This is a genomic window from Solibacillus ferritrahens (assembly GCF_037027585.1).
Lineage (GTDB): Bacteria > Bacillota > Bacilli > Bacillales_A > Planococcaceae > Solibacillus > Solibacillus ferritrahens.
Window position 1 is genome coordinate 130,731 of sequence record NZ_JAXCLE010000007.1, and the last position, 25,834, is coordinate 156,564.

A 25,834-nucleotide genomic window follows, 5' to 3' on the forward strand; every position below is an offset into this window, starting at 1 on the left:
CATTGAATTACTAGTTCGAAGCAATTCACAGAAAATTAATTCCAGTTTTTCAGTTATTGCATTTCTAAACTGGAAGCGATTTGTGAAGCGCTCGATTGGCAACCTGGGGATTGATTCGCTGGAGGATTGAAAAGAAGAATAAACTAAAAAAGGGGGCTAACTGGATAGCCCCTTTTTACTTAAGTGAAATTTGATTTTATTTTTTCTAAATGACGGACAGTTGGCGTTAAATTTGCAAAGAAGTATGCTTCACGCAGTTTGCGAGAAGGTACGCTACCGGCTACATAGCCCGCTGCACCATTATGAATCATATTTGCCTGCACTGCAGCTAATGTATCATGGACTGCCTGTAAACGCGTATTTACTACATCTTTTAGTGTTAAATTGTTTGCTAATTGAGTTAACTCCGCTTCAATTCTTTCATGATGGCTACGTAGTTCAGTTGCCTGTACTTTCAAAAAGTCATTACAGCCATTTTGCTTTGCTTTTACCTTTTCAATGCCATCAGCTGCTGCAGCTATAACACCGGCACCAAGCGGAACTTGGTAGTAAATGAATGTCGGGCGTATAATATCGCAAAATGCTTTTGCATCCTCCGATATAACAAAATCATTTGGAATTAGTACATTCTCAAATTTACAAGTATATGTTGCACTTCCATTTACCCCGATAAACCCAAGTCGTTCGGTCATTTCCAAACCTGATGCATCTGTTGAAACGAGCACCATCACTTCCCGAGTATCAATTGTAGCAATCGCACCAAAATAATGGCGCTTCCCTAAATTTGATACAGCTGGTAGTGTTCCGTTAATAATATAGCCTTCTTCTGTCTTTTCGGCAGTTAAATGAAGCTTCTCCAGACCTGAATAGTATTTCATTGCATTTGATAAACCTGTTGCCCCTAACTTACGGCCATTTTCTAATTGGGGCAACACTTCATTTTTCAAATAGGCATTATCACTATTTCGTAAGTAAGTTAATGCGGCTAAATGGCACCAAACACAAAACGCTGTTGTCATACATACCTTTGCCGTTTCACGGACAACTGTCGCTTCATCTACTAATAAACTTGATTGATCTTTATTTGCCGATTGAAAAAATCCACCCTCGCCTAACGCTAAAATATAGCTTTCTGCATAATGTGCCTGCTCATCGACTTTCTTTACTAAAGGTTTTAGTTTGTCCTCGATGATTTGCGCTAATAATTGTTTGTTCAATGCCATTCTCTCCGCATCCTTTCCTTTTAGTCCGATAGTTCCGTTAGCGATGTAATCGGTGTTTGTACTGCTTCGCGTGCACGTTTTACAGCTGCTTCGTCTGGTGCATCATAGAAGCATAAGCACTTTGTCATATCTTCACATACATACGTACGAGAGAATTTTACATCAGGTACTTCTTCATACTTTACAGAGTTTTTCTTTTTGCGTTCCAAATATTTTTCCATCGTGATTTCAGCAGGGATTTCCCACTCAACTAAATAATTTACTTGCTCTCCACCAGCTTTTACTTCATCTAATTCTTTACCGATTAAACGAACTTCTTTAATTAAGTCGATCGAAACACCTTGTGATTGTAAAGCTTCTTTTACTGCTTCTTCTTCAGTTGCTTCAATAATGAAATAGCCACGTGAAAAATCCTTCGCTACTTGTACTTCGATAACCCCTACATCTTTTGTCGCGTGCACTTTATCTACCAATGCCGAAAATGCCTCTTTTGAAGATACTTCATTAATTGTTGATTCCACTAAATATAAACTCATTTAAATTCCTCCTAGTAGTTAATGTTAAATTTCTTTATATTCAAATAGGCGATTAAATTAGAGCGCACTATGAATATCAATTATCAATTGCACCTATTCATCATTAGGTACAGCATGTTGAAAGTTTCAAGCTCCTTTGAAAGTTAAAAAAATTAACTCGCTTTGCATAAAATTAATGTTTATACTAAGTACGAAGGAGGCATAAGCATGAAAACTCGTTATGATTTACCTTGTAACATTGCACAAACATTAAATATTCTCGGGGATAGATGGACACTTCTAATCATCCACGAACTTCTAATAGGTGAAACAAATTTCAATGATATTAAGCTCAAGCTTCCCGGACTTTCGGCAAACGTTCTTTCGAATCGTTTAAAGGAATTAGAAGAAGCCCATATAGTCCAGAGCGAGCTTTATGTTGCTCACCCACCTCGCTATCGCTATACATTAACCGAAAAAGGCACTGCCCTTGAGCATGTATTTAATGCGATGATTATTTGGGGAGCCGAGCATCTTGAAACTTGTTATAAAGAAATTGTCGATCCTGATGAAAACCGGGTTGAAATTGGTTATTACTCTACTAAAACGGGTGATCGAATCGACAATATTCAAATACGACCTTTAAAAACTGTCTAAAAATTTTTAGGCAGTTTTATTTTGCGCTGCCCCAAATGCGATTGACCCAACTTTCAAAATAATGAATGCCTTTATCTAACGCTAATCCAAGAACCCCAATGACAACGATACAAGCCATTACTAAATCAAGACTTAAAGAATTTCTTGCATCAATGATTAAAAACCCTAACCCTGATTGCGCACCGACCATTTCACCCGCTACAAGGAAGATCCACGCAGAACCTAACGCCATATGCAAACCATTTGCAATCATCGGGAATGATGCCGGTAATACTATTTTCCGTAATGTTTCAAACGGGCTCATTTCAAAATTGGAGGCAATACGTAAATATGTTCTGTCGACTTTTTTGACAGCTGATACGGTCGATAAAAGGACCGGGAAAAAAGCAGCTATAAAAATTATGACAATCGCGGGCATATTGCCAATGCCAAACCATAATACGATAAAAGGGGACCATGCAATTGGAGAAACCGGACGCAATACTTGAACAATTGGGTCCACTACTTTCCATACGAGCATCGATCTACCTAGTAGAAGCCCTAAAATGATGGCCACAATTACTGCTGCTAAATAACCCGTGAAAAATCGAAATAAACTAATTTGAATATGAGCAAACAAAGAACCATCCGAAATGATTGCTAATAATGCTTCCCCCACTTTTAAAGGTGGAGGGAAGAGTGCTGACTGATGGCCACCGATGAAGATTGCAAATTGCCAGAAGACAAGAAGCAGTATAAAGCCAATCGCAATCGGTGACAGTTTTTTCACTATGGCCATAATATCCCTCCATTCCTCTATTAATTTACAAAGCTATCATCAACAAAGTCTTCGTAGGATGGTGGATTATCAGATAATCCCATTTCCATTAATGCATCACGTAAAATAGCATAGCTTTCTTGTTCAATACTTAAATTGTCATATGAAATCCAATCAAGAGAAATATCCAAAACATTTTGATCCACTGTTAAATATTGCCCGACTACTTCATGCATATGTTCGTCTTTTCCTTGTGCAAGCTCTCCACCTGCTACATAGTCGTTAACAAATTTGTCGGCCAATTCTTTATTGTCGTCAATAAATTTACCTCTCAATACTAAGCCACAATCGATGGAATCTTTCCATATTTCTTCTGACTGATACAATACTTTGCCATTTTCAAGTGCTACAGAAATCGCTCCAAATGGTTCAGCTACAACATAGCCGGCAATTCGCCCTTCTGCTAAAGCTGCAGGCATTTCTGCTGGCGGTAGTTCGATTACATCAACCTCATCATAGGCGATACCATGTTTTTTCAGCATTTCATACAGCAAAATATTATGTGTGGAAAATCTGCTTGGAATGGCAAAAGATTTCCCGACGAGTTCTTCAACAGAATTAATATTATTGCCAGCAATTAAAACATTGCCATCACGATGACCTAGTGCCACTGCTTTTAAATCGATGCCTTTTTCCTTTGCATTCATGGCTAATTGAATCAATACGGATGCCCCATCGATTGCTCCCGTATTAAGTGCATCCATTAGTTCTGGCCAAGAACCAAACTTTACTAGCTCTAAATTATAATCCTCATAGTTCTCATCATTCTGCATATATAAAGGCACCGCATGTGTAATCGGTAAATACCCAATTTTTATTGTTGGTTTTTCACCATCGACTGCAGAATTATTTCCGCATGCAGCTAAAAATGTAACAAATAACATTGTCATTATTAAAAATATCTTTTTCATCCACTAACCCCCCTTAAATATTAAATTCTATCGTTGTTTCATGAGTAAATTGAAATTCATTAAAAATTAGTTCCCTATAATGCTGAAAGTCTGCATCGGCACGATTTCGTTCCTTTGGCAATCTCAATACAATTTCCTTATGAATCTCCCCAGGATTTGGCTTCATAATTAATATGCGGTCTGCCAAATAAATGGCTTCATCAATATCATGTGTTACTAAAACAATTGTCATCTTTTCTCGACGCTGAATTTGCATTAATTCATCCTGTAAATAGTATCGTGTAAATGTATCGAGCGCACCGAATGGTTCATCCATTAAAATGACCTCTGGCTGCATCGCCAGGGCACGTGCAATAGCAACTCGTTGCTGCATCCCACCAGATAATTCACTTGGGAGAGCATTGGCCCGATCCTCTAATCCAACCATTCGTAAATAATGTAGAGTTCTTTCAGATATTTCCTGCTTTGATAAACTTATATTTTCAATGCCTAACTCTACATTTTTTCGGACAGAGCGCCATGGCAGTAACCCATAGTTTTGCATCAGCATAATGCATCGCTTACTCGGTTTCCTGACAGACACTTCATCGAGCAAGATTTGGCCATTGTTTACCGCTTCAAAGCCACCTATACAATTAAGCAATGTACTTTTTCCACAGCCGCTTTTTCCTAAAATTGCGATAACTTCACCTTTTTTTATATCGAAAGAAATATCCTGCAGTACTGTCGGACCCTGTTCACTATAAGACTTACTTACATTCCTAATATCAATCATTACTGAAGACAATTACCTTTCACCCCAATGCCGATTATTCAACTCGGTTTTATATTATATGAGTTATATTATTATACTTACTTAAATAAAACAACCTTATTTTTCAATTTATTTTTATTTTCTAAAAAATTGTCGGTTATTTTATGAATATAATATAAAATGGAACAATATATAGTTATCTACATAGTGATGGTAGTTCATTTAAAAAGTGAGGTTGAAACAAAATGAAAAAAGTGAAGTTAGTTCCCCATGATCTTCGTTATGCGAAGGAAATACATCGTTTATCTCAGGCACCCGAAGTAAAAAATGCACTTGGTTTACCTACTCAATCCATAGAAGATACGGAAAATTTTATTATTAATAATTTAATAGAAGAATCTGAAGGAAAGACGGTTTCTCGTGTAATTCTTAATGAGGAAGAAAAATTAGTTGGTATTACGACACTAATGTTTATTGATCAACATAAAAAACTTTGTCACATCGGTAGCTGGATTGGTTTTGAGTTTTGGGGGCTTGGCTATAATTTGCCGTCGAAAATTGAAATTTTAAAAATTGCATTTGAGCAGCTGAAATTGGATGTTGTGTTTGCAGGTGCCCGTACTGTTAATATCCGTTCACAAAAAGCACAGGAAAAATTACCGTTCATCTCCTTAAATGTTGAACAGCAATTTCCAGAAGAACATTTACTATTGGAAGAGAGACAAAAACAGCCTTGTGTTTTAAATGCAATTTTAAAAGAAGACTACTTAAATTATTTATACATTACACAAAAAGGTCAGGAAATTTAGAGGTATCTCTAATTTTCCTGACCTTTTTCTGCTATATATTTTTTTGCCACATTCATGCCTCCAAGTGTGACAAGTGGAGACCCCCCACCTGGATGTACTGTCCCTCCAACAAAATATAAATTTTTCAGCTTTGCATGCCGATTACTCGGTCTAAAAAATGCAGATTTTACTGAATTGGATGCAGCTCCATACAATGCCCCTCGAAATGCATAAAATTCCTTCTCTAAATACTCGGGTGTTATTACTTTTTCCTCCACAATAGCATCTTCGATATCAAGACCAAGGTCCTTTAACTGTATGATTATTTGTTGGCGATATTTCTGCGAATCAATTTGTAAAGTTCCATTTTGGGTTGGAGGGGCATTAACTAAAATCAGCAAATTATCTCCACTTGGTGAAATGGAAGGATCGGTATAGGAAGAATTACAAATATAAATTGTGGGATCTTCAACATAGTGATCTGAAAAGAGTGCGTCAAACTCCAATTCATAGTTTTCAGGAAAATAGACATTATGATGATGCAACCCTTCAATCCGTTTATTAAGCCCAAGCAATAAGACAAATGCTGAACTGGATGGCTGAATATCTTTTTTAACTTCATCAAGCTCAAATAAATCACTTAATCGATCTGAATTCATAAAGACAGCATCGACTGTATGTGTATTTCCATACTGATCGATAATACTGTGAATTTGAGTCTTTCCATATTTAACTTTTGTCACTTCACACCCTACATGAAATTTCACACCTAGCTGCTTAGCACGGGTTGTAAATGCTTGCGCAATCTTTGATGTTCCACCTTCAACGTAATCGACACCATCAACCAATTCCAAATAAGCAATCATTGCAAATGTTGCAGGCATTATGTATGGCGATGAACCAATATATGTCGCATAGCGTAAAAAACATTGAACGATAAACGGATGCTGAAAATACTTTCTTATAAATTGGTCCAAAGTTTCAAAAGGCCGTACTTTTACTAGCGCCGATAGTAATGATGGTTTCATATAGTCTCGCCAGCTCGTAAATGTTGTTTGCAAAAAATGACGCTGTGCCAAAAAGTAGATTCTTGAAATTTCCGTAATAAAAGCAGGATAATTTTTCGCGTCACTTAAAGAAATCTTTTTAATTTGCTCAATCATATATTGCTGGTCGTTGGAAAAATATAATACTTCTCCTTTCGAACTTACATTCTTCATATGAACTCGTAAAGGGATAAAATTTAAATAATCATCCGGATCTACGCCAGTTTGTGCTAATACCTGCTGAAAGACAGGGCGCATTGTAATCGTATTTGGTCCAAAATCAAAATGATGCGTACCGAGATCTATTGAGCGCATTTTTCCGCCCAATTCTTTATTTTTTTCAAATACTGTAACATCCATGCCTGCATTCGCAAGTGTTATAGCTGCGGATAGCCCCCCTAGACCGCCGCCAATTACCGCTACTTTCTTCATCCGTATTCACGTCCCTTCCAAACATACGATCGTTTCGTTTGATACAAATAAATTGAATTACACAAAATAATTAGCATTGCCAATGAAGAGAGTGGCATGAACAATGCGTAATATAAGGGTGTCTTGCTTTTGAAGTCGGAAACCATTCTTTGAATAACAATCAAAATATACGGTATAGCATACAGCCAATTAGAAAAAACAATACTATTAATAAGAAGCACTAGCGGAAACACATAAGTCACACTATAAAAAAGGACAAACAGCACGGCATTTCTAAAAGAATAATTTAGGCCATTAAATGTATTTTTAGAAAAACCTTGCCACGTTTCAAACGCGCTAGTGTACATCTTACATGAACTGTCTTTACTAAGATTAACTAATAACACCCGCATTCCTGATTTTTTCATCGCCCGCGCTATTTCCACATCTTCCAATAGAGAGTTTTTCACTACAAGATGACCACCCATTTTCTCATAAGCTTCTCGTTCGAAAAATAAAAATGTCCCATTGGCAGCCGTAGCAGCCGGCCATTTCGTATAATTCGCCAGAGCAACAGGCAAATGAAAATTCACAAGAAAATGCATCATCGGAAGTACAAGCCGATCCAGCCAATTAGAATACATAAAATGCGGAAACCCGGTAATTAGACCAATTTTGTTTTCCCTCATAAGTGGAACTACTTTTTCAAAGATGTGTGATGACAAGGTTACGTCTGCATCAATAAACGCTAAATATTTTCCAGTGGCTACTCGCTGTAGCTGATGACAGGCATGCACTTTCCCTACCCAATTAGACGGCAACTCCACTCCCTCTATCACACGAAAGCGCGCATCACCTTCAATTTCCTGATATAGCATTTGTCCAGTTAAGTCGGTTGATTGATCATTATAAATGATGAACTCTAGCTGTGGATATGTAAGTTGCTTTAGCATGGAGATGCACAGTTTTACATTTCGTTGCTCATTACGCATAGGAATAAGAATGGAAATACGATCTAGATTTTCCCCATGCCCTTTTTTAATTCGAGGTAAAAACAAGCCATTCAAAATTGTCCAAATGACAAAAATACTTAACACAATACAGTAAATAAATAGCATCCTAGTCACCTCATCATACTTTTATGAAACTTGTATAATCATTTTGAACAACATCTTTTTTCAGAGCATTTAACTGCTCCGTGACTACCTCTTCAAAATATTGTGTCATCTGTTCTCGACTCCATTTATCTTCATATTGAATTGTTTTTCCGATTTCAATCCACACTTCTGCTTTTCGTTCATTCCGAAATGTATAGTAAAAAGTTATAGGAACGACCGAAATACCTTTCATTTGCTTGGCAATCATTGCTGCACCTTGTTGAAAGTAAAGTGGCCTTTGTTCTAAATGCCATTCCTTTCCTTGAGGAAATATACAAATATTTTTTCCATCCTGTAATAGACTTTTCGTATAGCGGATGGATTCTATAATATGTTTCGGGTTTTGTTGATTAACTGAATACGCACCTATCCATTGAAAAATGGGGAATTTCTTTATTCCCTGCTCATCTACCATGACAAATAGATTTGGAATATATCCCCTTTGTTCCAATTCAAACAAAAGCAGACCATCCCACCAGGAACTGTGATTAGCAATATATAGTGCATTGCTGGGCATAGGGAAATCCGCCTTTATATAAATATGAGCAAAACTTCGCTTCATCAATTTCTGTTGGACGAACCGAAACATTCTCATAGCAACTTTATTCTTTTTAGCTACTCGCATATTGCCCCTCTTTTCGAAGTGAGAATATTAAAAAGAGAAGTGCTGTCACAACTATTGTACTGGCCAAATATATTCCATTCATTAACCCAATTAAAGCAAACATGATAATAATCAGGATATACAAAAGAACGAGTCGATCCTGCCAAACTTTATTCACTTGTGAAACAGAAATGAATGATAGAATTATATGAATGCAAAAAGCGACAATAAACCAGCCAAAAAAGTTCGTCCACGGAATGTCATAGTATATTCCCGGCTCGTGCCATATCCAATATTGTTTTGCTTTATAGGCTACCGGATCTAATATTAAATCCATCGTAAGCGCCAAAACACCACCGAGTAGTGCTCTTAAAATTATATTTTGCACTCCAAACTTCATGATAATAGCATGACCTGTCGCAATAACCATTACCCATGCGAAACCGATTGCAACTGGAACCCCCATAACATTCGGTGCAAAATAATTTGAATACGTATAATCACCAAACAAAAATTGACTAGATGATCCATAGTATTCAATGATGAATGTAGACACAAATATTCCAACAAATATTAAGAAGCCCAATTTAAAGCGGAAATGAATGAGGAAATAAATTCCTCCTAATATTCCGGATGTAATAATAAATATACTATTCGACCATTCCAGCCAACTGGGCAACAAATCAAAGCCAACAAGTACTACTCCGCATATGTACCAAAAAAGAAAAAAGTAAAATATGTAATCTGCAATACGCATTTTATTCACTCCCTTATTAAACTATTATTTCCTTTTTTCCATTATATTCACTTCTCATGTAACCCGTAAACAAATGCGATTTCGTTTCAAATAAAAACCGAAATGGATGTTAGGTTCCATTTCGGTGTATAGATCTTACATTTAATTTGCTGTTGCCTGTTCTGTAAAGCGCGGATGTGCCCATAGTTCACGCCATTTAATAAATGATGTTATGACAATAATTAAACCTAGCGTTAACATGATGATGGATAAAATTCCATTTAAAATATTGTATCCACCAGCCATGCTGTTCCAGTAGACATTTTTCACCATCCAGAATCCTGCTACGTTTACTGTAATATATAAATATACTAATGGAATAAAGCATGTTAATACGTAAATGCGTTTATCTGCAACCTTCAGTACGAAAGTTACACCACATACTAAACCGATCGACGCCATTAATTGGTTGGATACGCCGAATAATGCCCAGACGGATGCAATATCCCCGGAATTCAGTAAGTAGCCCCACATGATACAGGCCAGGGCGCTCGCACCGATTGCACCGGGCAGCCAATCGGTTTTCTTTAATGGCTTATACACATTTCCTAAGAAATCTTGAATTAAGTAACGAGCAGTACGTGTACCTGCATCGATTGCTGTTAATATAAATACCGCTTCAAACATAATCACGAATTGATAGAAATATGCCGTTAAATGACTGAACCATTCCACCCCGGCAAATATTGATGCCATACCGACAGCAAGCGTTACCGCGCCCCCTGTACGTCCTTCTAAATCCATCCCAATTGCTTCAGATAATGCAGGTAAATCCACTACAGACATTCCTAATGTCGCAAATTTTTCAGGTGTTGAGTTAATTGCAAAATAATCTCCAGGATGTAAAACCGTTGCTGCTATTAGAGCCATAACCCCAACGACACATTCTACGAGCATTGCCCCAAAACCTACAACACGAATATCTTCCCAGCGATCTAGCATTTTCGGTGTTGTTCCTGAACCGACAAAAGCATGGAAACCGGAAATCGCACCACAGGCAATTGTAATTGAAACGAAAGGCCAAACAGGACCCGCAACGATTGGTCCTCCGCCACCTAAAAAGTCAGGGATAATTGCTGGAAACTGAATTGTAGGATTAATAATAAATACCCCGATAATCAAGGCAATAAATACACCTATCTTCATAAAGCTACTTAAATAATCACGTGGCGCTAATAAGAACCATATTGGTAAGGCTGCCGCAAAGAATGCATAAATTGGTAATAAAATTGATAGTGTTTCACGATCTAATGTTAATACCTCACCGAGCCAAGTTCCTTGAATCGATGGACCGTAGAAGACAGCCGCTACGAGCAAGACGACCCCTAAAATAGTAGAGAGCTTCAAGTTACCCGTGAACTTATTAATTAACCCCATCAGCATAGCAATAGGAATTGTCGCTGCAACAGCAAATGTTCCCCAAGGATTTTCTGCTAATGCACCTAAAATTACCATTGATAACCCTGCCATTGTAATGGTGATTATGAAAAGCATTGCAAGACCTGTACAAAAGCCCGCCACTGGTCCTAACTCTTCACGCATAACTTCAGACAATGATTTTCCGCCTTTTGTCATCGATGCAAATAGTACGACTGCGTCATGGACTGCTCCTCCAATAACGGCACCGATTAATAGCCAAAGATAACCTGGCAAATAACCGAATTGTGCAGCTAAAATTGGTCCTACTAATGGACCTGCAGCTGCAATAGCCGCAAAATGATGCCCGAATGCTACCCATTTATTTGTCGGTACATAGTCTTGTCCGTCATTTTTTTCATGAGCAGGTGTTGGCTTGTCTTCATTAATTTTTAATACTTTTTTTGTAAAGAAAATACCATAAAATCGATAAGCTATTACTAAAATACAAATAGCCCCTATAACTAGTGTAATTGCATTCACTTCTCTTTTCCTCCTAAATTCTATTTTTGTTGTAATATAACAATATCAAAAAAATCCTCTGTTGTACTACAAAAATTAAAAATTAACAGAAAATTTTGTGTAATAGTTATTTTAACGTACAAAGTTACAAAATTGAATACATTTTCCATTTAATAAAAAGATATTAAATATTTTTTTAAATAGAAGAAGAATTAATTTTTTTTTTTTTGGCTGTTATAATTCGATGATAAATTCTTATCTAACATGGCACTGTAACCAGGCACTCTAAGGGTTCACACCATGTTCAATTAAGATATATAATAAAAATCAATCATTTACTTGTAATATATTTGAAATATAATTAATGTTTAATAAATGTAAGGGTGGGAATTAAACTAGTAAGCTTAGCAATAGGCTTAAAAAATATTCTAGGAGGATGTTAGAAATGGCTAATAACAATCGTAACCAGAACAACAATGGGAAAATGACAGTTCAAGAAGCCGGTCGTAAAGGCGGAGAAGCTACATCCAATAACCACAACCAAGAATTTTATCAAGAAATCGGCCGTAAAGGCGGAGAAGCAAGTAATGGAAACAACAATGGCAATAACAATGGCGGCAAAATGAGCCGTGAAGAAGCTGGCCGCAAAGGCGGAGAGGCTAGCCGTAGAAATAACAGCAACAATAATAACAATTAAGACAATCAACATGAATGAAATCAAATAAAAATGAACAGTAAAATACGCGTATTTAATAAAAAGATGCTTGCCGTTGTATAAAACACGGCAGGCATCTTTTTTATGCATAAATAAGCACCATAACAAGCTTCAAGACTATTTTTCACTTCAAAGAAATAGCATATTACATAAAATTGTAAACAAACAATTTGAAATTATTCAAAAAAAATTATATATTACTTTATGTTCATTTATAAAAACAAATATTTTAATATAACTTATTTAATATAGAGAGGGAAATGACAATATTCATGCAACAATATACAAATCAATATCTTAAAGAAATTATTCATTCTGCTATTCTAGCTACCGGCATGAATATTGAACTAAAGCAAGATTATACAGGTGTAAATATGAGTTATAACTTCATTACGCATATCGTTAGTTTCGATGCTAATCGTTTAGTAGAAGCTGCCGCAGAATTCTCTAATATTATACCTTTAGAAATATATATAAATGCATTAACACTCCACGAGTTGGGACATGCTATTGACAGACCGGCATTACAGGCTTCCCTGCCAAGAACAATTGATTTTTTTGAAATGAGAAATGAAAATTCTTTAAATGAAATCTATAATACACCTAGCCTTTTAAGTATGATTATTGAAGAACATATAATGAATATTGCCTTCGAAGAGACAGCATGGGTTAATGCAAAAATCCTTAATAATAAGTTACAATTAGTAAATACCGATACGTTTGAAAAAATAAAAAATCACAGTTTGTCCTCATACTTGAATAATTACAGAGAAGATTTAGCCCTATTTAAGAAAATTCAAGATGAAGCAGAACTTCTACCGGCATAATAATTTAGAAAATTTAAAAGAGCCTGGACAAAACGAAAAACATCCATTTTTCCAATGTATAAATGGATGTTTTTCTGCTTCTGCCAAAATTGATTTCCGTTCCGGGGACGCTTTCCGGGGGCACGGCCTGAGCCTGTAGTCTCAGGCGTCGTGCTGTTCCCCCAGGAGTCGCCCCTTCACTCCAATCAATTCATATAGTATCAGTTTCTTAATAAGGATATTTCCCCTATACAAACAAATTACTACTTATGTCCCAGGCTCTTTTTTCGTTGCATTTAGATTTCAATAACAATAGGTAAAATCATTGGTTTTCTCATTTTCAATGTAAATATATATTGATCTACAGCTTTCTTAATCGCTTTTTTCATAGCAAAAGGATTAGATTCCTTAAAGTTCATTACTGCCGCTTTTGAAATCTCATTTATATCATTTATTAATGCCTCGGATTCTTTTGCGTAAACAAAACCTCGTGAAATACTATCTGGTCCCGAAATAATCGAACCATCATATTGACTGATGGTTACAACAATTACGAGCATGCCTTCCTCTGATAGCTGCTTGCGATCGCGTAGTACAATCTCCCCCACTTCATCGCTGCCAACACCATCTACATACGTATCTCCTGCAGTAATGGCACGAGTTTGCCTAGCTTCAGCATTTTTAATATCGACAATTTCTCCATTTTTAAGAATAAAGGTATTGTTGTAATTAACACCAACTGCTTCTGCAAGTAATCGGTGGATATGAAGCATGCGATATTCTCCATGAATAGGGATAAAATACTTCGGTTTCATAAGTGTCAGCATCATTTTTAAATCTTCCTGATAGCCATGACCAGATACATGCATTCCGGTTACACTGGAATTTCCATATACAACTTTTGCACCAAGCTGAAATAAATTATCAACAATTTTAGAAACGTCCTTTTCATTTCCCGGTATTGGCGAAGCAGCAAAAATCACCGTATCTCCCTGTACAACTTTCACATCACGATTTCGACCCGTTGAAAGACGGGATAATGCTGCTAGTGGCTCTCCTTGGCTACCTGTACATAATACAACTATCCTCTCTGGAGGAAGTTCTCTCATATCCCGTGGTTCAACTAACATCCAGCCTGGGATATCTAAATAACCAAGTCGCATTGCTACAGAAGTAACGTTTACCATACTCCGACCAAGCAGTACAAGTTTTCGGTTCGTCTTTTTTGCTGCTTCTACAATCTGTTGAATTCTATTTACATTGGAAGCAAATGTAGAAATAAATACTTTGCCTGTCGCTCTTTGAAATTCTTCTTCTAAATGGCTGGCAATAATTTGTTCAGAAGGGGTAAACCCTGGTCGCTCAGCATTTGTACTTTCGGATATTAGCGCTAACACCCCTTCTGTACCGATTGCTGCCATCTTATGAATATCCGAAACTTGATCGTTTACGGGAGTAAAATCAAATTTAAAATCTCCAGTATGGACTATTTTCCCTTCTGGAGTATCAAATACAATACCTAAACAATCAGGAATACTATGGCTTGTTTTAAAGAATGTTACAGACAAATGTTCAAAATCAATACGAGATTCAGCATTAATCTCATTTAAAACAGTATCGCGTAAAAGTTTATGTTCCTTTAATTTTAATTCGATTAATCCAAGAGTAAATCGTGAAGCATAAATAGGCATATTTAACTTCTTTAGCATAAAGGGAATGCCGCCAATATGATCTTCATGCCCGTGCGTCACAACTAAAGCTTTTATTTTATGTCTATTTTCCTCTAAATAACTTAAATCGGGAATAATCAAATCAACTCCCAATAAACTTTGGTCTGCAAATTTTGCACCACAGTCAATAATTACTAGCTCTTCTCCATATTCAATGACATACATATTTTTTCCGATTTCATTTATACCACCTAAAGCGAAAATGGAAAGTTTATTATCGGTATTTAGCAACTTTTATTCCTCCTGTTCGCATCATAAAAAATAGTATTGCCTATACGGTATGAACTATACGAGAACAGAGATTGAAGTCATGAAATATTTTGCGTCATTTCGTTCATACTAACTAAGAAAGGATTGATAATGATGCTAACAGAAAAACAACTTGCGAAATTAAAAAAACAGCTGATCGAACAAAAATCAGAATTAATCGGTGATGAAAATGAAAATGAACTACTTGCCCGCGCAAGCTTACGTGATTCAACAGATGAATTATCAACAGTAGATAATCATCCGGCAGATTTAGCAACTGAGTTATACGATCGCGAAAAGGATATGGCGCTAAAAGTCCATAGTGATGATCTATTGGTACAGGTAAATGCTGCTTTTGAAAGAATGGAGCATGGTACATATGGAGTTTGTGCAACATGCCATGCAGAAATTCCTTATGATCGCCTTCGCGCAATACCGTATACAACATTTTGCATTGATCATAGTGAAGCAAAATCAGTACCAACCGATCGTCCAATCGAAGAAGAACTGCTTCATCCTGCTGTAGACAATTCATTTTCAGATAGAGAAGATCATGATGAACTGCAAGATAATGAAGATTCGTTCCAAATCGTTGCTCAATACGGAAATTCGGATACACCTGCCGATTTCGAAGGAGATTATGACCATTACAATGATTTATATAAGGATAAAGATGGTGAGGAAATGTATTCGGCATTGGAATTCTTGCATGTCTCCAAAGAAGATCAGCTAAATGGGCAAATTTCGCAAAAGTACGCGGATGAAGCAAGCAAATATGACTATTTGGATTAACAAGTAATACTTAGTTATGGAGAAAGGCTGTGTTAAAAGTCAAATTGACGATTAACACAGCCTTAATCTTTAGACAAAAATATAAAAATATTATAAATGTGTAGTCATTTTATATAACTGGTCTGCGGTACTTGCTACGTCCCTAGTTTCATGTCCAATATTACTAATGACGCCACTTAAGTCCATAATATCAGATGATACTTGTTTAATTTGCCTTTCATTTTGATCAATCGCTTTCAAAATCTGATGAAATTTTGTTTGAGTATTAACCGAAACATCCAATCCTGAATCGACCCTTAATTGTACACCTTCAATCATATTAACCGCCGTTGTTGTTAGAGATGTGGATGTTTGGATTAAATCGGTTATATTTTCCACTGAATTTTTAGATTGCTCCGCTAATTTGCGAACCTCCTGAGCCACAACCGCAAACCCTTTCCCATGTTCTCCAGCCCTAGCTGCTTCAATCGAGGCATTTAATGCAAGCAAATTTGTCTGATCTGCAATATTTCTTACTAACGATACAATATTAATAATTTGCTCTGAGGATACTTTTAATTGGCCGATTAATCGACTCATTTCCATAGTACTATTTTTAATCTCCAGCATCTCTTTCTCAAGTTGAGTTACATTTTCTTTTCCAACCATTGCGTCTTCATGAATGTGTAGCACAATCTCTACATTTGACTCGATTGTCTGACTAATTTGCGATGTATGATTGTTAACTTGTTCAATTGATTTGTTTGTTTCTTCCGTTAAATCTGCAAGGTTTTGAATAATCGAAGAAAGATTGCCCTTTAATTCCTGCTTTACAATATTATATTGTTCACTTCGAAGTTTAATATTTTCCTTTTCATATTCTTCTAAAACTATTTGCATTTCTAAATTGATTAGCTTGGAAACATTTAAATTTATCTGTTCCCTTAGAGCAAGATCTTTTATATCTTTGCAAATCAATGTAATCATTACTTCCTGCAATTTTTGAAATGTCCCCATATACCATTTCGGGTCTAAGCCGATTTTAAAATGCATACTTGCCAGTTTTCTTTTAGCTTCAATTGTCTCATCATTAAATATCCCATCGAACATTGAAACAATATAGACATCTAGCAATTTCTTTAAGCGTTCGATTTTTGTCCGTTCCTCTATAATTTCCCTCAAGGATGATATCGCCAGGACACTTTCATAGAATACATCAGTTATAGTAGAAACGCCTTCTGCTATATAAGGCTGGTATGACTTGATTTGCCATAAATTCTCTTCCTGAATACCTATCAATTTCATTTGCTGCTCTAATTCAGGTCTACTCGTAAATTTCATAATCGGCTCAAAATTTTGCAAATGCGCTAGTTGATCGGCTTTACCGTTGTCCGATTTTTGCTTCCACCAATTCCCCATTATATCCACCTCTTTTTTGTATAATCTTTGTATAACATTAAAGTGTTATTATTGTCAATTGATTTAATAAAAGCACCAAAACTATACAAAGGTTGTATAAAGTTTTTAAGTTTATAGTATAATAATATTTATATCAGTATTTTATGGAATAGTTTAGATTTTAATAATTAATTAAGAAAGGAGGATACATAATGGTTTCACATTCTTCGAGTTGGCAGTATAACATAACGCAAGTTTCTGAAATTACACAGCTATCTAAACAAGTTATACGAAAATGGGAAGAGCGTTACCAATTAGTGCAGCCAAAACGTTTGGAGAACGGGCACCGTGTCTATTCTGAAGACGACCTTCAGCAAATTTTAAAAGTGCGCAACCTTTCATTGCAAGGCTATTCCATTAAACAGGCGGTATTAATAATTCGTCAGCAACAGCTAAATAGTGATACTTTGCCCGTTAATACGGAAGAAGAAATGAATGACTATACAAAATACTTATTGCATTATGGACAGACGTGCAATGAGTTGGAATTAAATCGAATTCTCCAGCAAGCTACACATATATTAGGCTTGGAAAAATTTCTGTCCATTGTTGTTATCCCATTTCTAAAAGAGGTCGGTAATCGATGGGAGAACCAAGAGTGGACAGAGCATCAGGAATCGGTTTCCACAATGGTTATACGGGATTATTTAGTACAAATAAGAAGAAATTATTATTGCCATGAGGATGCACCACTTCTAATGTGTGCATGCTTGCCTGGAGAATACCATGAAGTGCCTCTTCATATTTTAATGCTACAGGCAATGATAAATGGTTGGCGCTCCTTTCTTGTCGGAAGCTCTCCTGCAATGGGTACAATAGAATCTCTAGTGACACAATTACAACCGAAAGTCGTTCTCCTCTCTGCAATTACTACAATACCGTTTGAGCTTCATCCGGATGTTTTACAGAGGTTAGATGAATTTGCAGCAAATCATCCTTCAATCCGGTTCTATATAGGCGGAGCAGGTTCACTTGAGTATTTAAAAAGTAATACGACTATTTCGATAGCGGTCGCTACGAATATCGAAGAAATACTGAAGGGAGAAAAATAAACTTTATTACAAATAAAAAAATACAGCCTGTTATTTTTGCAATAACAGGCTGTACATATTTTAAGGTTATTAAATTCTTACTCTTTCGGACTTAAATCTTCAATTGAATCAATGTCTACATAAGAAGGTACAACGAATCCATTTTGTGTACCCTCCAAGTTTTCACCTAAATCAACAATCTCATCTTTATGTTTCTCATAGAATGCATTGTGAGTTGATGGTAACCATGGTGCTACAGTAACATCCCCTTCACCTGTTGCAATTGCTTGGAACATAATTGCAGGATCAACGGGTGTAACTTCAACATTATAACCTAATCCTTCAAGGACAAGTTTGACTACACTACTTGATGCAAATTCAGAATCCCAAGGAGTTGAAATGACTTTAACCTTCTCACCATCAGCCTGGGCGATATCTTTTGTCCATTCATTTACTTTTTCTTCGTTGTTCTCAATCCAAAGAGCTGCAGCTGCATCAAAATCACCACTATTTTGTGCATCATACATCACTTGTTCCATATCTTCCGGCTCCCAATAGAAGCGATCCATTACTGTATACACATCTGGTAAGTCTTCTTCCAACCCTTTTCTTGCAAGTGTTTGAATATTTTCTGATCCACCTAAAACACCTTTAGGATCTTCAAGGATTTTTAAATCATAAGCCGAGAATTTCCAGTGCGGTGTCCAGCCTGTCACAATGACTGGCTCTTCATTACGAATTGCCTGTTCTAAAGTTCCAAGCATTCCTGCAGTTGAACTTTCCTGCAATGTCCATCCTTCCAGATTTTCATATTCATCTAATACATCTTGTGATAGACCTGTCAATCCAGCGCCGGGTTCAACTCCGACTATCGTATAGTCTACTTGTTCACTAAGGTTATTGTTATCTCCGTTTTCACTACTGCTACCGCTAGTATCATCTCCGCACGCAGCCAAAAGAAGTGCTGAAGAAACCCCTAAAGTCATCCCAAAGGTTTTAAATTTTTTCATCTTAAATATCAACTCCAAAAATATAATTTCGTCTGCTCCTTCAAAAGCAACAACCCAATTTTAACAAGAGGTTGTTACTAATGTCAAACGAGTACTCTATACAGACTTATTTTTTTGGCAGCGCGCTGTTATCTATATGAATAAGCAGTATATTGAACAAAAAAGAAGCATCTCCATGATTGATTTGCTCAGTCATGGAGATGCTTCTTTAAATAACTATTATTGTTTAATGAATTGTTGCGTCCAAATATTACCGTCCTTCACATACCCAACACCGATATGTGTAAAGTTTGCATTTAAAATATTTGCACGGTGACCTTCAGAATTCATCCAAGCTGTAACAACTTCCTGTGCTGTACGTTGACCTTTGGCGATATTCTCACCAGCTGCCTTATAGCTAATGCCTAGTGCTTTCAAACGATCAAATGGACTACCGTAAGTTGGGCTTGTATGAGAGAAATAATTTTTATCTTTCATATCTTGTGATTTTTCACGGGCTGCAGCCATTAATGGGGCATGTGTTTTAAATGGTTGTAAACCTGCTTTAACTCGCTCTGCATTTGTTAATTCTACAACCGCTGCTTCAATAGCATCAATGTCCGATGAATTAGATGCTACTGTGTTTGTTGGTTGTTTTGCAGGTGACTGAGTCGACGTTTGTGTTGTTTCAGTTGCTTTTGGTTGTTCTGGTGCTACTTCCTTCACTGGCGCTTTTGGCTGTTCTGATGTTGCTTCCTTCGCTGGTGCTTTTGGTTGTTCTGGTGTTGCTTCCCTCACTGGTGCTTTTGGTTGTTCTGGTGTTGCTTCCTTCACTGGTGCTTTTAGTTGTTTAGCTGGCACCTCTTCAACAGTACCTTTTTCATTTTTATTGGAAACAGACTTTTTAACTTTTTTAATTTTAATAGAAATTTTTCCATCTTTAAAATTATCATTTTTAATTTCAATAAAGTTAGACACCGAGCTCCCATTAATAAAATATTTATTAGATGCTATCTTTTTATATTCAAAATTTTGAGTAGATTTATATTGTGGTGTCACCTCTCCTCCAGTTGTTGATGCTGCGTTAGCTGCTGGAGCTTGAGTAGCTAAAAGTGCAAATGCACAAAATGTGATAAAGCTTTTTTTCATTTTGTACGCCTCCTTTCGTACCCCTATCGTAAAATACTTTTTATTAAAATTTTTCACCTATAATTTGGTACGATACCCATTGCGAATTATGAATGCTATTAAAATGGTATTTTGTGAAATAAAAGTTGACCAATAGTTACCACTAACTCCGAAAATTTCATTCAATATGGTGTTGACAAAATCCTAATTCTCCGTTTCTATACACCCATAAACAAAAAAGCAGAAGTTTCTCTTTGGGTGAGGAACTTCTGCTTTTAAAATTTTTAGTTAGTTTTTAATCCATATTTACCAAAACCATCTGTACCTTCACCAATATAATGAATTTTACTATTTTCATCTAACACATCGACTGCTTTTTTCGACGATTCAAATACCACTTTCACGTTTTCTGGAAACGCAGCAAATTTCCAGTTACCATCTGCACTTGGATCAATTGTTTTTTCAGCTAAAATATAGTCGATGATTGCTTGACGGTTTTCATCTGGATAAACTTCAACTGCAGTCGCGTTTCGTACACCTGGGAATGTTCCATTTGCACGATAGTTATTCGTCGCTACAATGAACTCCTGTGATAAATCGATCGGCTTTCCATCATATTGTAAATTTACAATGCGGGAAGCCTTTTCATTTACTATATTTCCACTAGCATCATATTTGGCTGGTTGTGTCACATCAATTTCATAAGTGACTCCATCAATGACATCATAGTTATATGATCTGTAGTCAGAATTAATTAGTTGTTGTTCATCTTCTTTATTTATATCGATTTGGTGGAATTGACCAGCAGACATTTCAAGCCATTCTTTCACATCCGCACCTGTTACTTTTAACATAGCTAATGTATTGTCATATAAATATAGGTCTGCAACATTCTTAATTGCCAACTCACCTTTTGGTACGAATGTGTAGTACTCTGGATCACTTCTCGTTCCTGCTTTAAATGGCGCACCTGCTGATAATACTGGTAGACTTTCAAATGGTGTTCCTTTAATTTTATCCTTTACATAAATCGCTTGGGCATTTGTCACGATTTGAATGGAAGGATCATCCTGCACTTGTGAGAAATAACTATGAATATTTGCTGTCGTTGTTCCTACTGCCTGACGCACATAATCAATTGTACCTTCATGGGCTTCTTTTACGCTTTCCACAACTGTACTGCTTACATTTTCATTATCTTTTGCAATTTCACGCACGGCACCTGTTCCTGAAATCACATCCCAAGAATCAGCTTTTTTCTCAAGCTCTAAATCGATTACTCCTAGATGGCTACCAAATTTACCTGCCATTACGATAGGTACACCGTTCATTGTTCCATTATCAATATCCACATTCGTTAAAGTGCTATCTACTTTTCCAGGGAATACTTCATGGGCATGTCCTGTTATGACCGCATCTACATCGCTGATTTTTGTTAATAGATAGGATACATCTTCCTCGCCGATTTCATGTGTTGCATCACCCATACCTGAGTGCGACAGTACAACTACTACATCCGCGCCAGCTTTCTTCATCTGTGGAACGATTATTTTTACCGCTTCTACAGAATCATCTACTGTTACTTTTCCTTCTAAATTTGCTTTATCCCATTTTAAAATTTGTGGAGGCACAATGCCTGTTACACCAATTTTAATCATCGTACTATTTCCTGTTGAATCAATTACTTCTTTTTCAATCATGACATACGGCTCATACTTTAATTCTTTTGTCAAAGCATTGCGTACATTCGCATTGACATACGGGAATGGTGCATCATCTGTTACTTCATCAATAAATTCCAAGCCGTAATTAAATTCATGATTGCCATAAGTCGCAGCATCATAATCCAACGCAATCATTGATGCAATAGAAGGATGGACTTCTCCTTCTTTTAATTTTTTCACGGATTGAATGTAAGAGCCAAGAGGCGTTCCTTGAATGGCATCTCCATTATCAAATAATACTGTATTCGGGTTTTCCTCACGAGCTTTTTCGATGAGCAACGCAGTTTTTGCCAAGCCTAAACTATTCGTTGGCGCATCTTTGTAATAATCATAATTCATAATATTAGTATGAATATCCGTCGTACCTAAAATGCGCAATGCCACGGTCGTATTTGCTTCAACTGGGTTATATTCCGCCAAAAACCGCTGCAGAATCTTTTGCATTTGGACTTTCGTGACAAACTCATTCGGTTTGATCGTCCCGTCTTCATAGCCTGTTAATAAGCCTAACTCTACTGCCTTTGCCATCTCTTGACGATTCCCAGATCCAATTTTATTCGCATCTTTAAATTGATTTAATACATTTTCGGAATATTGTTTTTCATCCGGTATACCCCTAGCTGCAATAAGGAAGGCATGTGTGCGTGTCAATTTTTCATTTGGTGCAAACTGCGTCGGTGTTTTACCTTTAATTAACTTTAGTTCCACAGCCTTTTCAATATATGGCTTCAGTGAATCGGGTACGTCCTTGAATTGAACGGATTGTCCAGAACCTACTTCTACCCCTAATGCATCAATGACTGCCTTCACAAAATCTCCACGTGTCATTTCTTCATTGTTGGAAGTAGATGCCGCTGATACTCCAGCCATTCCACTAGTTAAAAGTGTTAATGTAAGGGCAGAAGCAGAAAGTTTTTTCCACATTTATTTCACTCCTATTATCTAAATTGTTCAACAAGTCCATCATACTAAATTGCCAGAATAGTAGAAAAGAGCAAATTGATACATTACTATATCGAGGTAAGTAGTACTTTTTGAGAGTTAAAAAAATGCCACAAGTTATTCACTTCAAGAAACGGGTACAATTTACTCAATAAATTAATTAAATTACTTGCACGTCGCAAATTCCGCGGTGCTCCTGGTAGGCAAAATGGTTTGTAGGGCCAAATCCATGACCAATATTCAGTGGGTAACGAATCGCTAATTGAACAAACTTTTTTGCTTCAATGATCGCTGTTTTTAATGGTTTCCCTTTCGCAATTTCTGCGGTAATTGCTGCTGAAAATGTACATCCTGTTCCATGTGTATGAATTGTTTTCAGTCTTTCTGTTTTCATTTTAAAAGGCTTTTCCCCTCGAATAAACACCGTATCAATCGCATGCTTACCCGCTAAATGACCACCTTTTATCACTACACATTGCATACCTAAATTTAATAAATATTCCCCTGCAAATTTAATTTCCTCTTCGGTTTTGATCGTAAGCCCGGTCAATACTTCTGCTTCGGGTATATTCGGTGTACAAACCGTTGCAACCGGAAGTAGTTTTTCCTTTAAAGCTATTGTTGCTTGCTCTTTCAATAAGCTAGCCCCGCCTTTTGCAATCATTACTGGATCTAAAATAAGTGGTATTTCTTTAGATTCCAATACCGAGACAATTGTTTCTACGATTTCTGCATTAAACAGCATACCTGTTTTAACAGCTTTTAAATCAAAATCATCGAGTACTGCATTTAATTGATCCTTTACAAAATCAGCAGTAGCAGGATAGATTCCATGCACCCCTTTTGTGTTTTGAGCCGTTAAAGCTGTAATCACTGATGTGCCGAAAACTCGAAGCTCTTGAAAGGTTTTTAAATCAGCTTGAATGCCAGCCCCGCCCCCACTATCGGATCCTGCTATAGTACATGCAATCATTTTTACCACTCCTAATAAAAATATTATTAAGTGTCACTGCAAAAGAAAGACCCCACGTAAAATACGCGGGGTCTTAGTAAGTACATATGTATAATTGTACTTTGCTCCCTACGTCCGTATTAACGGTCAGGTTCTAAGGGTCAGGTTTTAACCTTCTCAACACAAATGTGTCCCCCTGCAAATGCATTTAATTACGTCGAGTGTATCAGAATAAAATTTACATGGCAAGTAAATGGTAAAATTTTAGATTCATAATATACTTTCTAATGCAAAGTACGATTGTAAATTGCCACATCACTTATAAAAACTCAGATGAGCTATATACCATTTCATCTGAGTTTTTATTTAATCCTATTTTATTTCTTAACGACATTAAAGTTTGAACCGATAAGTTGCCAGTTTTGGGGGAAAGGTAAACCAAGTTTCCAATAACCGACACCCCGTAAATTCAGTCTTTTTACTAAATTAAATTTTGCCTGGATGGAACGTGCATCTTCAAACCATACAATATGTGAACGTCCTTGCTCATCATAATAGTTAAAGTACGGTGCCTGTGCCGTATAGTCATATTGAATGGCAGCATTATAACGTTTGGCTATTTCAATTGCACGCTGTGGACTTAATGCTTCTGCATATTCCCCCCCTTGCACAAAAGGTAACGTCCAATCATACCCATACAAATTTTGCCCAAGTAAAATTTTATTTGCCGGAATTTCCGTTAAAGCATATTGAACTACTTGTTCAACTTGAGGGAGCGGGGAGACAGCCAGAGGTGGTCCTGCAGAATACCCCCACTCATATGTCATTAGCATAACAAAATCTACTATTTCCCCATGAGCTCTATAATCATGACCTACCGTCCATTCCCCTGGCTGATTCGCACTCGATTTTGGTGCCAGTGCCGTGGAAACTGTATAACCTTCAGCATGCATACGCTCTACCGCACTTCTCAAGAAATTATTATAGGCTTCCCTTTGATCACCTGGTATTCTCTCAAAATCAAAATGGATATCCGACACATTCCCAATTCTTTTTGCTTCTGCAATAATATTGTCAAAAAGTAAGTTTTGTACTGCTTTACTTTGAAAAATGTCACGTGCTAGCTCACTACTGAACTGATAATCTTCTAGATTCGTTATCGCCATTGCAATACTTGCATTATTTTCTGCCGCCAAACTAGGTAATGGTGCAATTACTGGCGCCTTTAATGAACCATCCCGTCCAGCTTCATAGCTGAATAGGGCTAAATACGTTAAATAGGGACTCGTTTCACGCACTTGATTTACTAGTAGTTCACTTACTTCATCGCCTCTTGGTTCAACATAAGCGAAAATTTCAGCAGATGTTTTCGCAGCGGGAGGAATATATAAACGCGTTCCAATCATTAATAATGCATTTGGCGATAAACCATTTACTTGTGCAAGTGTCAAATAATTCACATTAAAACGTTGTCCTATTGACCATAAGCTATCCCCCGGTTGAACAATATAATATTGACCATTTACTGGAATCACAAGCGCTTGCCCTACAACTAAGCGATTAGGCTCGGGAATTTGATTGGCATCCACAATATTCTGTATCGTCGTTCCATAAGCTTGCGCAATTCCCCATAGCGATTCTCCTGGCTGTACAACATGAATTTGAATTGTCGGTCCTCCTTTTTCTATATACTAATTTATGAACTTAATGCTCTATTAATGCGAGAGAAAAAGTCATAAATGAATAAGAGTACTTTTTGAAATAATTTTTATACAAAACTAA

Annotated in this window: 23 protein-coding genes and 1 riboswitch; of the genes, 6 read left to right on the plus strand and 17 right to left on the minus strand. The window is 36.6% G+C overall.

Annotated features, from left to right (window positions below; translation table 11 throughout):
* Nucleotides 1–179: 179 nt before the first annotated feature.
* Nucleotides 180–1,223 carry an acyl-CoA dehydrogenase family protein gene (locus tag SNE38_RS09110; RefSeq protein ID WP_191702755.1) on the minus strand — a complete coding sequence of 348 codons (1,044 nt, stop codon included), beginning with the start codon at nt 1,221–1,223 and terminating at the stop codon, nt 180–182.
* Nucleotides 1,224–1,243: 20 nt separating this feature from the next.
* Complete coding sequence (locus SNE38_RS09115; RefSeq protein WP_191702756.1) at nt 1,244–1,759, minus strand: DUF4242 domain-containing protein; 516 nt, start codon at nt 1,757–1,759, stop codon at nt 1,244–1,246.
* A gap of 207 nt (nt 1,760–1,966) precedes the next feature.
* Here SNE38_RS09115 and SNE38_RS09120 point away from each other — a divergent pair, with 207 nt between their 5' ends.
* Complete coding sequence (locus SNE38_RS09120) at nt 1,967–2,395, plus strand: winged helix-turn-helix transcriptional regulator (RefSeq protein ID WP_191702757.1); 429 nt, start codon at nt 1,967–1,969, stop codon at nt 2,393–2,395.
* A gap of 16 nt (nt 2,396–2,411) precedes the next feature.
* Here the strand turns inward: SNE38_RS09120 and SNE38_RS09125 are convergent, their stop codons facing one another.
* From SNE38_RS09125 to SNE38_RS09135, 3 genes are read right to left on the minus strand one after another with little or no spacing between them, the layout of a single operon-like run.
* A complete protein-coding gene (locus SNE38_RS09125) occupies nt 2,412–3,173 on the minus strand; it encodes an ABC transporter permease (protein ID WP_336046369.1) in 762 nt (253 codons plus the stop codon).
* 20 nt (nt 3,174–3,193) lie between these two features.
* Nucleotides 3,194–4,123, minus strand: a complete 930-nt coding sequence (locus tag SNE38_RS09130; protein ID WP_336046370.1) for an ABC transporter substrate-binding protein — start codon at nt 4,121–4,123, stop codon at nt 3,194–3,196.
* Nucleotides 4,124–4,136: 13 nt separating this feature from the next.
* Nucleotides 4,137–4,898, minus strand: a complete 762-nt coding sequence (locus tag SNE38_RS09135) for an ABC transporter ATP-binding protein (RefSeq protein WP_336046371.1) — start codon at nt 4,896–4,898, stop codon at nt 4,137–4,139.
* Between the two features lie 224 nt (nt 4,899–5,122).
* Between SNE38_RS09135 and SNE38_RS09140 the strand changes: the two genes are divergently transcribed.
* On the plus strand, nt 5,123–5,686 hold the full coding sequence (locus SNE38_RS09140) for a GNAT family N-acetyltransferase (protein WP_191702761.1): 564 nt from the start codon (nt 5,123–5,125) through the stop codon (nt 5,684–5,686).
* Between the two features lie 8 nt (nt 5,687–5,694).
* Here the strand turns inward: SNE38_RS09140 and SNE38_RS09145 are convergent, their stop codons facing one another.
* The 5 genes from SNE38_RS09145 to SNE38_RS09165 all read right to left on the minus strand — a co-directional run bounded on the left by SNE38_RS09145 (nt 5,695) and on the right by SNE38_RS09165 (nt 11,578).
* Complete coding sequence (locus SNE38_RS09145) at nt 5,695–7,143, minus strand: phytoene desaturase family protein (protein WP_191702762.1); 1,449 nt, start codon at nt 7,141–7,143, stop codon at nt 5,695–5,697.
* Nucleotides 7,140–8,240, minus strand: coding sequence for a glycosyltransferase (locus tag SNE38_RS09150; RefSeq protein WP_336046372.1), 1,101 nt, complete (start codon nt 8,238–8,240; stop codon nt 7,140–7,142). Before SNE38_RS09150 ends, SNE38_RS09145 begins: the two co-directional genes overlap by 4 nt.
* 13 nt (nt 8,241–8,253) lie before the next feature.
* A complete protein-coding gene (locus tag SNE38_RS09155) occupies nt 8,254–8,841 on the minus strand; it encodes a lysophospholipid acyltransferase family protein (protein ID WP_336046373.1) in 588 nt (195 codons plus the stop codon).
* A 49-nt stretch (nt 8,842–8,890) separates the two neighbouring features.
* Nucleotides 8,891–9,640: a carotenoid biosynthesis protein gene (locus SNE38_RS09160; RefSeq protein ID WP_191702765.1), complete on the minus strand. Its 750-nt coding sequence runs from the start codon at nt 9,638–9,640 to the stop codon at nt 8,891–8,893.
* A 141-nt stretch (nt 9,641–9,781) separates the two neighbouring features.
* A complete protein-coding gene (locus SNE38_RS09165; RefSeq protein WP_191702766.1) occupies nt 9,782–11,578 on the minus strand; it encodes a carbon starvation CstA family protein in 1,797 nt (598 codons plus the stop codon).
* Between the two features lie 424 nt (nt 11,579–12,002).
* On the opposite strand from SNE38_RS09165, the gene SNE38_RS09170 reads away from it, so the two are divergent.
* Both SNE38_RS09170 and SNE38_RS09175 read left to right on the plus strand, forming a co-directional pair.
* Entirely contained in the window at nt 12,003–12,254 is a 252-nt protein-coding gene (locus tag SNE38_RS09170; RefSeq protein WP_191702767.1) for a KGG domain-containing protein, read from the plus strand.
* A gap of 290 nt (nt 12,255–12,544) precedes the next feature.
* Entirely contained in the window at nt 12,545–13,099 is a 555-nt protein-coding gene (locus SNE38_RS09175) for an integrase (RefSeq protein WP_191702768.1), read from the plus strand.
* A 275-nt stretch (nt 13,100–13,374) separates the two neighbouring features.
* On the opposite strand, the gene SNE38_RS09180 is transcribed toward SNE38_RS09175, so the two are convergent.
* Nucleotides 13,375–15,039, minus strand: a complete 1,665-nt coding sequence (locus SNE38_RS09180) for a ribonuclease J (protein WP_191702769.1) — start codon at nt 15,037–15,039, stop codon at nt 13,375–13,377.
* A gap of 129 nt (nt 15,040–15,168) precedes the next feature.
* On the opposite strand from SNE38_RS09180, the gene SNE38_RS09185 reads away from it, so the two are divergent.
* On the plus strand, nt 15,169–15,849 hold the full coding sequence (locus tag SNE38_RS09185; RefSeq protein WP_336046374.1) for a TraR/DksA C4-type zinc finger protein: 681 nt from the start codon (nt 15,169–15,171) through the stop codon (nt 15,847–15,849).
* Between the two features lie 90 nt (nt 15,850–15,939).
* Here the strand turns inward: SNE38_RS09185 and SNE38_RS09190 are convergent, their stop codons facing one another.
* Complete coding sequence (locus SNE38_RS09190) at nt 15,940–17,247, minus strand: globin-coupled sensor protein (RefSeq protein WP_336046375.1); 1,308 nt, start codon at nt 17,245–17,247, stop codon at nt 15,940–15,942.
* A 191-nt stretch (nt 17,248–17,438) separates the two neighbouring features.
* On the opposite strand from SNE38_RS09190, the gene SNE38_RS09195 reads away from it, so the two are divergent.
* On the plus strand, nt 17,439–18,338 hold the full coding sequence (locus SNE38_RS09195; protein ID WP_191702771.1) for a MerR family transcriptional regulator: 900 nt from the start codon (nt 17,439–17,441) through the stop codon (nt 18,336–18,338).
* Between the two features lie 77 nt (nt 18,339–18,415).
* Here the strand turns inward: SNE38_RS09195 and SNE38_RS09200 are convergent, their stop codons facing one another.
* The 5 genes from SNE38_RS09200 to SNE38_RS09220 form a co-directional block, all read right to left on the minus strand.
* The gene (locus SNE38_RS09200; RefSeq protein WP_191702772.1) at nt 18,416–19,327 is read right to left on the minus strand and encodes a glycine betaine ABC transporter substrate-binding protein; all 912 of its coding nucleotides are present in this window, start codon (nt 19,325–19,327) and stop codon (nt 18,416–18,418) included.
* Nucleotides 19,328–19,546: 219 nt separating this feature from the next.
* Nucleotides 19,547–20,455 (minus strand): CAP domain-containing protein, encoded by a 909-nt coding sequence (locus SNE38_RS09205; protein ID WP_336046376.1) that lies wholly within the window; start codon nt 20,453–20,455, stop codon nt 19,547–19,549.
* A gap of 263 nt (nt 20,456–20,718) precedes the next feature.
* Nucleotides 20,719–23,082, minus strand: a complete 2,364-nt coding sequence (locus tag SNE38_RS09210) for a bifunctional 2',3'-cyclic-nucleotide 2'-phosphodiesterase/3'-nucleotidase (protein ID WP_336046377.1) — start codon at nt 23,080–23,082, stop codon at nt 20,719–20,721.
* Nucleotides 23,083–23,260: 178 nt separating this feature from the next.
* Complete coding sequence (gene thiD / locus SNE38_RS09215; protein WP_336046378.1) at nt 23,261–24,073, minus strand: bifunctional hydroxymethylpyrimidine kinase/phosphomethylpyrimidine kinase; 813 nt, start codon at nt 24,071–24,073, stop codon at nt 23,261–23,263.
* 88 nt (nt 24,074–24,161) lie between these two features.
* A riboswitch (TPP riboswitch) is annotated at nt 24,162–24,260 on the minus strand.
* A gap of 169 nt (nt 24,261–24,429) precedes the next feature.
* Nucleotides 24,430–25,719: a LysM peptidoglycan-binding domain-containing protein gene (locus tag SNE38_RS09220; RefSeq protein ID WP_191702924.1), complete on the minus strand. Its 1,290-nt coding sequence runs from the start codon at nt 25,717–25,719 to the stop codon at nt 24,430–24,432.
* Between the last annotated feature and the right edge of the window lie 115 nt (nt 25,720–25,834).